Genomic DNA, 12,246 nt, shown 5'->3' with positions numbered 1-12,246 from the left:
GTTACGCACCTTGCAGGCAGGGCAAACGGGTGAATGGCCAGCGGTGATGCAAGGTTCGAAAGGGGATATTGCGGTACGCGTGTGTGCATACCGCAAGACGGATGAACAAAGGATGGAAAGCGAGCGCAAGTTACAGAGAACTGCACAAAAAAAGCAAAAACAGAAGCAGCTTCAATCACAGACAGTGGAGGCAGCAGGCTACGTTGTGGTGGTCACGACCTTGGACTGCCTGAGTGCGCAAGAGGTCTTGGCCCTTTATCGGCACCGCTGGCAGGTGGAGTTGGCGTTCAAGCGGATGAAGTCATTGCTAGGGTTATCGCGCTTGAGAAAGAAAAACCCGGAAGGCGCGAAAGCCTGGCTGCAAGGGAAATTATTAGTGGCTTGCCTTATTGAGCGGTTGATCGCCACAGGCGAGAATTTTTCCCCTGTCGAGAGCGAGGGGCATTCAAGAAAACGTGGCTCAGAGGCGTTGTCGCTGGCGTGAAATGGCCTTTATCCATTGGTTGCTTTGTAGCGTGATCAGTCCCCGCTTGTCGTTGTTTACGTGTCTTGAGAAATGGGATTACTTCAGTCGTGCACTGCGCGAATCCCCGCGAAAAAAGCGGGGATACCAGCAAGATGAGCTATGGAGCGAGAGATTTGGTTAGCGCCTATGGGGCGTACCCACCATCGCCACCGCCAATGCGCGCCCCTGCATATGCGGGGTGACCATGCGCCGTGCATAGCCCGCGATAAGGCTCCAGGCCAGCCCCGCTGAAACCCCAGCGAAAAACCGTGCAATCAGCGTCAGCCAGTAATCGGAAGACAGCGCCGTGAGGGAGTTGAATGCCAGGAAGCCGACAATGGTCACCAGCAGTACCGTTCTGCGGCGCCAGCTTTGCGTGGCAATGGTCAGCGGGATTGCCGCCAGCAACGACCCCAACGCATAGACTGTCACCATCTGTCCGGCCAGAGACGCAGAGACACCCAGGCCACTGCCAATTTCGGGCAGCAAGCCCGCTGGCAAGGTCTCGGTGACAATGCAAATGAAACCCGTCATGGCCAGTGCAAGTAATGCCCCAAGCGGAAGCTTTCCGCTCTGTCGCTCATCTGTAGTCATTTGTCACCTCACATATATACCGATCGGTATAATATGGAGGTGTGCCGCCATCTAGTCAACGACTTATATATCGATTAGTATTTAATTGATCGAGAGGAGGTTCACATGGCACAGATGGGACGTCCACGCACCTTTGACCGTGGCGTGGCGATTACTCAGGCGATGCATTTGTTCTGGGAGCACGGCTATGACGCAACATCACTCAGCCAGCTCAAGGCAAATATCGGCGGCGGCATCACCGCACCCAGCTTCTACGCTGCATTCGGCTCAAAGCAGGCGCTGTTCAATGAGGTGATGGAACGTTATCTGAACACCCACGGCCGGGTGACCGATAGCCTGTTTGACACCACGCTCTCCCCGAGAGAGTCGATCGAACTCACGCTGCGGCGCTCCGCGAAAATGCAGTGTGAGCCCGACCACCCCGCAGGGTGCTTGGTGGCGCTGGGTCTGTTGAGTGCCTGCACGGATGAGAGCAAAGCCATCTCGCAGCCGCTGGCTGACGCCAGATCCTTGAACCGTGCCAGGATGGTGGAGTGTGTCGAACGCGCTATCGCATCCGGGGAGCTGCCAACCACGGTCGTGCCCGAGGCATTGGCCACGGTGTTTGACAGCTTTCTGTTGGGGATTTCGGTACTGGCCCGAGACGGTGTGCCCCTCAAACAGATAGATGACGCGGTGACGCAAATCATGACGTTATGGGATGCGTCGTGTATCGGTCGTCCGGCTATTGGTTCAGGCAAATCTTAAACGGCAGTAAACAGCGAAACCTCGTTCCCAGCAAACGCATCGGTATCGAGCCAATCAGACTGAAAGGCGCTCTTGGGCTGTTGATGAGCGTGTTGTACCTGAAGAATGTCCGCTTTGGGTCGGTTTCTGCCGGTCACCACCGGCAGCTATGGGTTGAAAACCACCTCTGACGACTCGACTGCGTCGGCCAAAACCAATTGCTTGCGGCGCGCAACCTCTCATCTTTGGCATGACGCACCCGTCCACATTTTCAAATATCAAGCTTCGAAGCAGGAAACGCGTCACCCTCGCTGATCGACACGGCGAGACGTGTGAACTGCGGTAAGCGGCGTTGCAACAGGCCACTCGTCTCACCAGGGTCTGTTGACGTTTTCGCTCCGAACCACCGCGATCAGGGAAACGCGACCGCCGCCGCGAGATACAGCAGTAACGCCAGCAGCAACACCACGGTGAAGCCCAGGTGGATCGCCAGCAGGGTCGCCAGCACGGCCGCCACCACCGATACGCTGGCATTGACGCCCCAGGCGATCGGCACCAGTGCTTCGGCGCGCGCGGAGACGCGCCCGAGTCCGAGCGGAAACGGCATGCCCATGGCAAACGCCAGCGGCGCTACCAGCGCGGCGCAGATGCCGAACCTGGCGAGGGTCCGCACCGGCGCCAGCAGATGGAACAACGGGGGCAGGACGATCAGGTAGATCAGGGCGATCGCGCAGATCGCCAGGACTGGCCGCGCGAGCGGATGACGGGACCCCACACCAGTTCCAATGTCCCCCCGCCGCCGGCCAGAGTAACGGCTGCCGAGGCCAGCGAAGATCAGGAACGCGCTGAGCGTTACCGCCACCGAATACAACGGGTGGCTGAGGAAAAGGGTGAACTTCTGGATGAAGGCGATTTCCACGAACATGAAGGCGAAGCCGATGGCGGCGAAGTAGGACACGACCCGAAGTTCGAACCTGGCCAAAGCCGCATTCCGAGAGCGCCGCTGGCGCCACCGCGCCACCCATAGCGGCGCCAGGATCAGCAGCACGGCGGCCACGCTGGACTGCAGCAGCGTGGCGATCAGCACCGGATAGCCCCACTCCAGCATTGACAGGCCGCCCTGCGCCTTCAGCGCCAGCAGTTCCGGCAGCGAGCGCCATTTGAAGAAGTGGAAGAAATACGGCCGGTCATCCCTGGTCGGACGCACGTCGAACTTGTAGCGTGCCAGGAACTCCGCGCGCTCGCCGGACAGCAGGGCCTGCGCCGCTTCGAAGAACCAGGGCCGGTCGAGCAGGTTGTAGCGGTTCGCCTCGGCCACGGTCATCCCGGGGTAGTAGGCCTGGTCGAAGGAGCGCGCCCGGCAGAACTCCCGCAGCACGGCGATGCCGGCGTCGTCGAAATCCCTGTTGCTGACCAGCAGCGTCGCGGTCTTCCAGCCGCGGATCATGACGATGCGCCGCGCCGCGCTGGCCTGCCCGTCGCGCTCGATGGCCGCAGCCGCGGTGGCCAGCAGCCTGGGAACATCGCGCGGCGGCAGGGTGACCCAGCGGGTGATGGCCAACAGGCCGCCGGGCGCGAGATGGCGCAGGTACTCGGCGAAGGCATCCACCGTGTACAGGTAGTTCTCGGACAGCGCATGCAGGCCGCCCGAGGCGGCGCCGAAGGAGTCCAGCAGGGCGATCTGGATCAGGTCGTAAGGCTCGCCGCGCGAAGCCACCAGGCCGCGCGCCTCGCCGATCAGCACACGGACGTTGGGCGCGCTGTACGGCTTGCCGGAGAAGTCGGCGAAGCGGCGCTGGACCAGATCGATTATCTGCGGGTTCAGTTCGATGGCATCCACCGCGCTGGCGCCGTGGTAGATCGCCTGCAGCACATCGGCGCCGGCGCCGCTGCCCAGCACCAGCACGCGGGGTTGCCGCAGCAGGTGATAGGGCAGAGCCGAGGTCAGGTAGTCCAGGTAGGCGAGCGGCTCGCGGCGCCCGTCATAACGGTTCAGCACGGAAAGGCCGTCGCCGTCGGTGAAGATGGCCAGTTGTGCGGGCGGTTCCTGCGTCGCGTTGAGGCTTAGGCCCGGCGCGTGGCGCAGGGGAATGGTCGGGCTGTCGACGACCGTGAGCAGGCCCAGCGGACTCCAGGTCTGGGCGATTGCGCGCGCATCCTTGATACGCAGCGTCTGGCTCAGTTCCTTGTACTCGGAGGGCGACAGGGCGATCCAGCGCCCGGGCACGCCGGCCGGCACCGCGACCGCCGCCGCCAGCAGCAACGGCACGAGCCAGTGCCTATGCCCCGTGCAAGCCATGCCGGCCAGCGCCCCGGCGGCGATGCCGGTGCCGCCCAGCAGCCGCAGCGCATCGACGGGCGTCAGGGCGAACAGCGCGGCGACGATCGCCAGGCTGCCCACGCCGGCGCCGAGAATGTCGAAGGCGTAGATCCGGTGAATCTGTTCCTGAAAGCAGGTGAAGGTCAGGCAGATGCACACCGCCGCGCAGAAGAACGGCACGAACAGCAGCAGGTAGATCAGCAGCAGGCGCGCCGACTGCCGCGCGTCCCAGAGGATCTCGAGGGGATTGAACGGAACCTGCTGGGCCAGGCTGAAGCAGGCGATGGCGCTCAGCCCGAACAGCACCGCGCCGCCGATGAACACGCCGTGGAAGCGCGGCGCCAGCACCGGCCGCGCCAGCGCCACGGCGGTGCCGGCAGCGCCGTAGCCGAGCAGCGCGACGCTGATCATCATGTAGGCGAAATGGTGCCACTGGATGATCGAAAGCAGTCGCAGCAGCAGCACCTCATAGCCGAGCGCGGAGGCAGACAGCAGCGCCAGGGCGAGCAACGGTGGCGAATGCATGCTTAACCGCCTCCGACCAGCGGCACGAAGCGCACAGGCAGCACCTGCCGGGTGGACACACTGCCATCGCCGGCCTTCTCGATCAGCAGCAGGTACTGGATCATGAACGGCGCGCCGACCGGGATTACCATCCGCCCGCCTGCCTTGAGCTGGGCGATCAGTGGCGGCGGCACATGACTGGCGGCGGCGGTGACGAGGATGGCGTCGTAAGGCCCGTGCTCGGGCCAGCCGTGGTAGCCATCGCCCAGCCGGGCCTGCACCTTCGCATATCCCAGCCGGCCCAGGCGCTCCCCGGCCTGCACTGCCAACGGCTCGATGATCTCCATCGTGTAGACCGCCTGCGCCAGCTCGGCGAGGATCGCCGCCTGGTAGCCCGAGCCAGTGCCGATTTCGAGTACCACGTCGCCGGGCCCGACCTGCGTCAGGTCGGTCATCAGGGCGACGATGTAGGGCTGGGAGATGGTCTGGCCGTAGCCGATCGGCAGCGGGCGGTTCTCGTAGGCGTAGGGCACCTCGTCGGGCGGGACGAACTTATGGCGTGGCACCCTGGCCATCGCGGCTATCACCGGCGCGGCAAACTCGGCCCTGCCGGTTTCGTCGCGGGTGACGGACGACATGTCGGCGATCTCCCGCACCATGGCGTCGCGCAACGGCGCGAACGGGTCGTCGGCATGCAGGCCGGCGGATGCCAGCGCCAGAGCGATGGCAGGCGCCAGGATGCGCGTCAGGAGCATCACCGGCTTCACAATGACTCCTCCGCCTGAGGAATAGTCGAATCGTATGGCTGGCGGGCTGGCTCGGCAAGCCCGGGGGTGCCGGCGACCAAACCAGGCTGCGGCGAACTGCCTGAGAAAATATCGCAACCTGTAATACTACTTTGCTCATGCTCCGTGGCTCCAACTGCTCATGGAGCCAGGATGGTTGCTCATTTCTGTACATCCAAGTTTCGCTTTCAAACGCCTTTATCGTCGGAATTCAGGCGCGGTTAAACCTGCCAGCTAATCCCGTCGCTCTTGGGGGGTAGTGGCGACAGATGGTCGGCACATGACGACGTCGCAGGCGCGTGAAACAGTACGTGCACCGGACGTACAACAGGTGACGACGGGGCCCTTGGTGCAACGGAATTGACCAGTACGCGCTAAATTGACGACAGGCGGAAAGCGGCCAAGAGCGGTCACTCAAACCTATGCGCATCTAGATTGCAGCGGTCGCTAACAGAAGCCACAGATCGCACAGGATCTCTTCGGGTCCGCCCCGAAGAGATCGACTAGCGTCAGCGTTAAAGGCTACGCCAGCAACCGGGCATACCGATCTAGGTCAATATTGCCTCCGCTCACGATCACACCGACGCGTTTACCCTCCAGTACCTTGCCCATTTCACGTACAGCGGCCAACCCCAGGCATCCGGTAGGCTCCACGACCATCTTCATGCGCTCGGCAAAAAAACGCATACCCTCGACCAGCTGTATGTCTGTGACAGTCAGGATGTCATCAACGTCGCGGCGAATGATTGGGAATGTATAGTGCCCCAGATGCTGGGTCTGGGCGCCGTCGGCCAAGGTATCCGGTGTGTCGATATGTACAATTTCTCCCCTGCGAAACGACTGTTGACCGTCATTCCCCGCCTGCGGCTCTACACCGTAAAGTTTGCAGTCAGGCGACAGTGCACGGGTTGCCAAGGCACCGCCCGCCAACAGTCCGCCGCCACCGAGGCAAACGAATAGTGCGTCCAGCGGGCCGGTCTCTTGCAATAACTCCATGGTCGCCGTCCCTTGTCCAGCGATGACATCCGGGTGGTCATAGGATGGAATCAAGGTGTAACCATGCTCCTCAGCCAGTTTTCGACCAATGGCTTCGCGGTCCTCGCTGTAACGATCATAGAGCACCACACTGGCTCCGTATTCGCGTGTCGCTGCCATTTTCGAGGCCGGAGCGTCATGGGGCATCACGATGGTCGCGGGAATACCCAGGATACGTGCAGACAATGCGATGCCTTGGGCGTGGTTACCGGAAGAAAATGCCACAACCCCGGCCTTGCGTTGGCGCTCGTCGAAGCGAGCCACTGCGTTGAACGCACCGCGGAACTTGAAAGCGCCCATGCGCTGATAGTTCTCGCACTTGAAGAACACCTCGGCACCCAGCTGTCCGTTCAGCGTACGGGAGGTCAGCACCGGGGTGCGATGAGCGTGGCCCTGGATACGTTCGGCGGCGTCAAGGACGTCTTGATAGGTAGGGAGCGTCAGTTGCGTCGTGGTCATGGGGTCCTCGCTTTTTGATAATGAAAAATTTCAGAAGTGTGCGCAATAAATACGCTCAGGCAGTCGCCGCAAGTGCCATAGCTTCCACCTCGACGGCTGAGCCAAAATGCAATTGAGCCACTCCTGCAACAGCTCGGGCGGGCCGGTGATCACCCAACCATTGTTCGTAAAGGCGATTGAAAACTGGCCATTGATAAATATCGGTGACATAGACACGCACTTGCACCAGGCTGTATTTGTCGACGCCTGCCTGGGCAAGACAATGCTCAAGATTGGTCAGGACCTGCCGAGTTTGTTCCTCGAAACTCTGGTCTGCCAATGCCTGCCCCTCGGAATTGATAGGCAACTGACCGGAAATCATCACAAATCCGCCGACGATACAGACATGAGAATAGTGCCCCGCAGGAGGACTGATGGAGCTACTGTTGGCGCACTGGATAGCGGGATTAAGCATGGCGATACCTTTATTCAGGGCGAGGAGAACTAGCCCCTCACGTGGGGGAAAAATTTGCCGGAGTAATGCCGGTACGAGACCGGCCAGTGTTATTTCACGTAGCTATAGGCAGCCGCGCGGGACACGCCCAAATGCTGGGCGATGACCTCCATCGACTTGCGAACTTCCAGATAACCGCTGCCCTTCAGTTCGCGAAGCAGCAAACGTTTGTCTTCGGTCTTCAGAGCGCGTGGTGTCGTGGCCTGACGCGCGGCGAACTCGTCGATACGCTGGCGAATGGCGTCAGCATTGCTGGTATCCAGGTTTTCCGTAACACCATTCTTGACCACGTTGGTGAATTGCCCCATCGCGCTTTGCAGGCTCTGGAACAGACTCAAGTCCAGGTTCATGCACAGTGCCGCGACATACCGGCCGTTCGAATCCTTGATCCCTATCGAGGTGCTCTTGGCCTGTCGACCATCAGGAAAGCGGTTGGCGTAATTGGCGATCACTTCCGGATACTGCGTATCAGCAATGCGAGCCAGGCCGAGTTCGGTTGCCGGATCGCCTACCTGACGCCCCGAAAGGTTGTTGTGAATCGCATGAATGGCGTGATTGGGGTCTTGCAGGTCATGCACCACCACTTCGCAAAAAGGCGCGAATGTTTCACCCAGCCCCCGCGCAATCAGCCCCAATTGGTTGAGGATGTTAGTGGCTTCGTCGTTTTTTGCGCTCATGGTGCAAGCTCATGCCAGTGGTGAATTGATAGGTTGAGAGAACTATTCAGGCGACCGGGTTGGACGTTGGGATGGGCTCCAGCACCGACTTACAAATTTGACCTGATTCTGTCAGCGCGGCGTACGCCTGGTCATCGCCGCTGCGTTGCCCCATCCATCGGGCAATAGCCATGGTCGCGACCCCGTTACCCAGAACGTTGGTGAGTGTACGCATTGTGTCCATCAAGCGGTCGACACCCAGAATCAAGGCAAGGCCAGCCAATGGGATGTCTGGGAACATCGTCAGGGAAGCCGCCAGTGTTATGAAGGCCCCTCCGCTCACACCAGCAACCCCCTTGGAGGTCAGCAGAAACACCAACAATAACGACAACTGCTCGGACCAACCAAGATCAAGTCCAGCTGCCTGAGCAATGAACAGCACAGCCACTGTGAGATAGATGGATGACCCGTCCAGGTTGAATGAATATCCCGCAGGCACTACAAATCCGGTAACGCTCTTGCTGCAACCCGCTTCCTGGAGTTTGGTCATTAAACCCGGTAGCGCCGCTTCCGATGAGGTCGTTGTAAAGGCGATAATCAACTCCTTGCGGATAAGCTTGATGAACCACCACAGACTGAATCCGGTGAGCCGCGCAATACTGGCGAACACCAGCACAATCATCAACGCACACCCCAGATACACCAGACCGATCATCTTGATCAGTGGCAGTAGTGCCGCTAGTCCGAATTTTCCTATCGTAAATGCCACAGCAGCGAAGACGCCGATAGGTGCCAAACGCAGAATAACACCGACCACCTTGAAGCTGACTTCAGTCCACAAACGAAGATTTTGTGCCAAGGGCTCGGCACGTTCACCCAGTGCAAATAATGCATAACCAAACAGCAGCGCGACCAACAGGATCTGCAACATCGCTCCACCAGCCAGAGCATCAAGCACGGTTTTGGGAATGACATTGAGCAAAAAGTCGACCGTAGACAACGCTTGGCCGGCTTGAGCAAACGATGCCACGGTTGCAACACCATCCGCAGGAATCGACAGACCTGCGCCCGGTTTAAAGAGGTTGCCCAGCAACAATCCCAACACCAGCGCTACGGTACTGATGACCTCAAAATATATCAGCGTAACGGCGCTCAGCCGCCCAAGACCTGTGCCTTTCCTGATCTGAGAAAACCCGCTGGCCACGGTAAGAAATACGATCAGGCCTGCAACCATTTTAATCAGTTTGACAAAAGCTCCAGCCAGCGGATTGAGCTGTGCGGCGAAATGCGGCCAGAGAAGTCCAACGAGGGTGCCAAGCAGCAACCCAATGAATAACTGAAAGGTCAGCGAGTAAATCAGTGGCGAACCTGTGTTTGCAGCGGATGAAGATGTTGACATTTACGGCACTCCAATCAGGGTGGCAGAAGTCAGAAATGCGTCGATACGGCGCTGTTTATTGTTATGAGCAGCCTCTCTCAGGGCCGCGATGACAAAGTATCCACAAATAATCAATATGTCCAGATACTGGACGTTATGTCTTGAAAAAAATGGCTTGCCGGGCGGGGGGACGGCTACGCGGGCGCGTCACGGGCTGACTGCTGGTATCGCGCAGAGTTCGGCCCTGCTGGTTCGGGCGATAACCCTATGAGACCTCGATTTCCATTGTCAGCTTCGGGATAGCAGTCGACGACGAATGACTGCAATGGGTCGTTTTCAGCCGGTCGCGATAGGCAGAAATCGGCCAAAACCTGACGATGCTCTGATGCCTTGATAGTCTGTATGACCAATCGATCATGGACACCCGCGCATGGAATTAGCACCACACTTCATTATCCATGAAACCGCAAATTGGATTCTCAATCATCACCTGTCGTCCGCCCTCCCCGGCTACCTGATGCTGGGGTCGAGGACTCACGTCAACTCACTGGCTGAACTCTCCGACGGTGCGCTGGCAGAACTGGGTGGGCTGCTCGCAACCATTCAGAAAACCATTGAGTCGCAGTTAAAGCCGAAGTGGCTCTACATCAGTCGATTCGGCCACGACCCTGGCTACCCCATCCATTTTCACTTCATTCCGGTATACCACTGGGTCGAAGATCTGTTCTGGAAGGATGGGAGATACAGAATTCTGGAAACCTTCGCAACAAACGAGAACGCGCAGTCGCTGACTGACGGAGCGGAACTGACGCTGTTCATCTGGCGCGAATTTGGCGAGAACCCGGAACCACCGGCAACTCAAGGCCCCACGATCAATCAGGTCATCGATGAGTTACGCAGGTCATTCAAATAGAAAGGCCAGTCGGTCCGACCCCGGTCGTTTCCGCCCGTCAGCCTTGGCTCCAGAGGTCATCGGCTTGGGCACATAGTTGGTGATATCTGCATCGTGACAAGCCAGGATTTCTTCGCTTTTGAAGTAACCTCGGTCAGCCACTACCGACAGCGTTTCTCCTCCGACAGTCACAGACTATGGAAGCGCTTTGCTGCAAGGCAGACGATTCCGTCGTGCGACCACACCGCCCCCCTTTTCACGTCCATTCACGTCAGCCTTCTTGATGAGCCCCCGTCCCGAGCGAGCGCCTCGCCGCGGTTCCTGCGGTCTCCCTTTTAGTCATTGGGAGATATCTAAAAACGACATGCCTGTGATTTGGCTATTGCCAACTGGGGGAGAAGAGCTTTACTATTTTTTCAATTACTTTAATTGCATTGCGATCACTGGAGTAAACGGATGTCATTGGTCGACGAGCTCATTGCCCTGCTTGGTGCAAAAAACCTCATTACCGACGCCGCCGAAATGGCCTCGTCACTTGAAGACTGGCGAGGGCGTTACAGTGGCGAGGCGCTTTGTATCGCCCGTCCGGCCAGTACTGAAGAAGTGTCAGCGGTCGTGGCCTGCTGTCACCGTCACAAGGTGCCCGTACTCCCCCAAGGTGGCAATACGGGGTTGGTCGGCGGCTCGGTCCCTTCTTCCTCGGGACCAGCGCCGGTCATTGTGAATCTGCAGCGCATGCGGCGGATCAGCGTCGTCGACCCCATCAACAACTCCATGGAAGTGCAAGCAGGCTGCGTACTGGCTGCCGTCCAGGACGCGGCACAGACCGTAGACCGTTTGTATCCCGTCAGTCTGGGGGCGGAAGGTTCTTGCCAGATTGGCGGCACCATTGCGACCAATGCCGGTGGCATCTCCGTACTACGTTATGGCAATACCCGCGATAACGTACTGGGCCTGGAAGTCGTGCTGGCGGATGGAACCATCTGGTCGGAACTTCGGGCCCTGCGTAAAGACAATACCGGCTACGACCTCAAACATCTGTTCATCGGTTCCGAAGGCACGCTGGGGATCATTACCGCCGCCGTCCTCAAGTTGCATCCACTGCCGACAAGAGCAGCAGTGGCCTGGGTGGGTGTCAGCAGCCCGAGCAAAGCGATCGAACTGCTGGTGCTCACGCGACAGTTGTCTGGATCATCGTTGTCGGCATTTGAACTGATGAATCAGCTGCAACTCGACCTGGTCGTGGAGCATGTTCCGCAACGCCGCTCGCCACTTGAAACGGAGCATCCGTGGTATGTCCTGATCGAACTGGCGGATACCGGTGGCAGTGCCGATCCTGATACCGCCCTCACGGGCATCCTGGAACAGGCATTCGAAAACGCAATCGTCGACAACGCCGCCATCGCTTCCAACGAAACACAACGGGCTGCCATGTGGGAGGTGCGTCACAGTGTTTCCGAGGCGAACAAGAAAGGCGGCGTCGGGCTCACCACCGATTGCGCCGTTCCCGTTTCAACCATAGATACCTTCATCGAACGGGCCAACGCCGCTGTTTCCAAGATCACGCCGCAAGCTTCGATCGTCATTGTCGGGCACATGGGCGATGGCAACATTCACTACATTCCGTTCTTCCCATTCGCTGTCTGGAACGCGCTGGAACAGCGAGAAACGCTCGGGCATGCACTGCGTCGCGCGGTCAATGATGTGGCCGCAGCGTTATCCGGAACCTTCAGCGCCGAGCACGGTGTCGGGCAAACTTCTCTAGATGAAATGAATAACTATAAATCTTCGGCCTCACTCGCACTGATGCGGGCGATCAAACAGGCCGTCGACCCTCTTGGCCTGTTTAACCCAGGCCGACTTATACCGCCTGAAAAATAAAATCCACAACAAACATCC

10 protein-coding genes and 2 pseudogenes are annotated in these 12,246 nt (G+C 59.1%); 4 read left to right on the top strand and 8 right to left on the bottom strand.

The window, feature by feature from the left end; all coding sequences use genetic code 11:
• Positions 1-484, top strand: a 484-nt coding sequence (locus F8N85_RS29650; RefSeq protein ID WP_150807011.1) for a transposase, incomplete at its 5' end; no start/stop codon positions are given.
• A gap of 171 nt (positions 485-655) precedes the next feature.
• On the opposite strand, the pseudogene F8N85_RS29645 reads toward F8N85_RS29650, so the two are convergent.
• A pseudogene (locus F8N85_RS29645) lies at positions 656-1,099 on the bottom strand (MFS transporter); the annotation flags it as partial.
• Positions 1,100-1,204: 105 nt separating this feature from the next.
• Here F8N85_RS29645 and F8N85_RS29640 point away from each other — a divergent pair.
• Positions 1,205-1,846 (top strand): TetR/AcrR family transcriptional regulator, encoded by a 642-nt coding sequence (locus F8N85_RS29640; RefSeq protein ID WP_150807010.1) that lies wholly within the window; start codon positions 1,205-1,207, stop codon positions 1,844-1,846.
• A 391-nt stretch (positions 1,847-2,237) separates the two neighbouring features.
• Here F8N85_RS29640 and F8N85_RS29635 read toward each other — a convergent pair whose 3' ends face one another.
• From F8N85_RS29635 to F8N85_RS29610, 6 genes are all read right to left on the bottom strand, one after another.
• Positions 2,238-4,670, bottom strand: coding sequence for an SAM-dependent methyltransferase (locus F8N85_RS29635; protein ID WP_150807009.1), 2,433 nt, complete (start codon positions 4,668-4,670; stop codon positions 2,238-2,240).
• Between the two features lie 2 nt (positions 4,671-4,672).
• Positions 4,673-5,416 carry a protein-L-isoaspartate(D-aspartate) O-methyltransferase gene (locus F8N85_RS29630; RefSeq protein ID WP_224795774.1) on the bottom strand — a complete coding sequence of 248 codons (744 nt, stop codon included), beginning with the start codon at positions 5,414-5,416 and terminating at the stop codon, positions 4,673-4,675.
• 540 nt (positions 5,417-5,956) lie between these two features.
• Positions 5,957-6,928, bottom strand: coding sequence for a threo-3-hydroxy-L-aspartate ammonia-lyase (locus tag F8N85_RS29625; RefSeq protein ID WP_150807008.1), 972 nt, complete (start codon positions 6,926-6,928; stop codon positions 5,957-5,959).
• A 55-nt stretch (positions 6,929-6,983) separates the two neighbouring features.
• Positions 6,984-7,382 (bottom strand): RidA family protein, encoded by a 399-nt coding sequence (locus tag F8N85_RS29620; protein WP_150807007.1) that lies wholly within the window; start codon positions 7,380-7,382, stop codon positions 6,984-6,986.
• An 89-nt stretch (positions 7,383-7,471) separates the two neighbouring features.
• The gene (locus tag F8N85_RS29615) at positions 7,472-8,098 is read right to left on the bottom strand and encodes a transcriptional regulator (RefSeq protein ID WP_150807006.1); all 627 of its coding nucleotides are present in this window, start codon (positions 8,096-8,098) and stop codon (positions 7,472-7,474) included.
• 46 nt (positions 8,099-8,144) lie between these two features.
• Positions 8,145-9,476, bottom strand: coding sequence for a cation:dicarboxylate symporter family transporter (locus tag F8N85_RS29610; RefSeq protein ID WP_150807005.1), 1,332 nt, complete (start codon positions 9,474-9,476; stop codon positions 8,145-8,147).
• A 409-nt stretch (positions 9,477-9,885) separates the two neighbouring features.
• Between F8N85_RS29610 and F8N85_RS29605 the strand changes: the two genes are divergently transcribed.
• The gene (locus F8N85_RS29605; RefSeq protein ID WP_150807004.1) at positions 9,886-10,368 is read left to right on the top strand and encodes an HIT family protein; all 483 of its coding nucleotides are present in this window, start codon (positions 9,886-9,888) and stop codon (positions 10,366-10,368) included.
• A 30-nt stretch (positions 10,369-10,398) separates the two neighbouring features.
• On the opposite strand, the pseudogene F8N85_RS35260 reads toward F8N85_RS29605, so the two are convergent.
• A pseudogene (locus F8N85_RS35260) lies at positions 10,399-10,533 on the bottom strand (hypothetical protein); the annotation flags it as partial.
• Between the two features lie 270 nt (positions 10,534-10,803).
• On the opposite strand from F8N85_RS35260, the gene F8N85_RS29595 reads away from it, so the two are divergent.
• Positions 10,804-12,228 carry an FAD-binding oxidoreductase gene (locus F8N85_RS29595; protein ID WP_150807002.1) on the top strand — a complete coding sequence of 475 codons (1,425 nt, stop codon included), beginning with the start codon at positions 10,804-10,806 and terminating at the stop codon, positions 12,226-12,228.
• The last annotated feature ends 18 nt before the right edge of the window (positions 12,229-12,246 follow it).

The sequence above is a fragment of the Pseudomonas fluorescens genome (genome assembly GCF_902497875.1).
Lineage (GTDB): Bacteria > Pseudomonadota > Gammaproteobacteria > Pseudomonadales > Pseudomonadaceae > Aquipseudomonas > Aquipseudomonas fluorescens_BR.
This window is presented reverse-complemented; position numbering and strand designations above follow the sequence as displayed.

What these genes read in the sequence shown, in the direction of transcription:
- F8N85_RS29595 (WP_150807002.1), top strand. Translation starts at nt 10,804, where the DNA reads ATGTCATTGGTCGACGAGCTCATTGCCCTGCTTGGTGCAAAAAACCTC.
- F8N85_RS29610 (WP_150807005.1), bottom strand. Translation starts at nt 9,476, where the DNA reads ATGTCAACATCTTCATCCGCTGCAAACACAGGTTCGCCACTGATTTAC.
- F8N85_RS29605 (WP_150807004.1), top strand. Translation starts at nt 9,886, where the DNA reads ATGGAATTAGCACCACACTTCATTATCCATGAAACCGCAAATTGGATT.
- F8N85_RS29635 (WP_150807009.1), bottom strand. Translation starts at nt 4,670, where the DNA reads ATGCATTCGCCACCGTTGCTCGCCCTGGCGCTGCTGTCTGCCTCCGCG.
- F8N85_RS29640 (WP_150807010.1), top strand. Translation starts at nt 1,205, where the DNA reads ATGGCACAGATGGGACGTCCACGCACCTTTGACCGTGGCGTGGCGATT.
- F8N85_RS29620 (WP_150807007.1), bottom strand. Translation starts at nt 7,382, where the DNA reads ATGCTTAATCCCGCTATCCAGTGCGCCAACAGTAGCTCCATCAGTCCT.
- F8N85_RS29625 (WP_150807008.1), bottom strand. Translation starts at nt 6,928, where the DNA reads ATGACCACGACGCAACTGACGCTCCCTACCTATCAAGACGTCCTTGAC.
- F8N85_RS29615 (WP_150807006.1), bottom strand. Translation starts at nt 8,098, where the DNA reads ATGAGCGCAAAAAACGACGAAGCCACTAACATCCTCAACCAATTGGGG.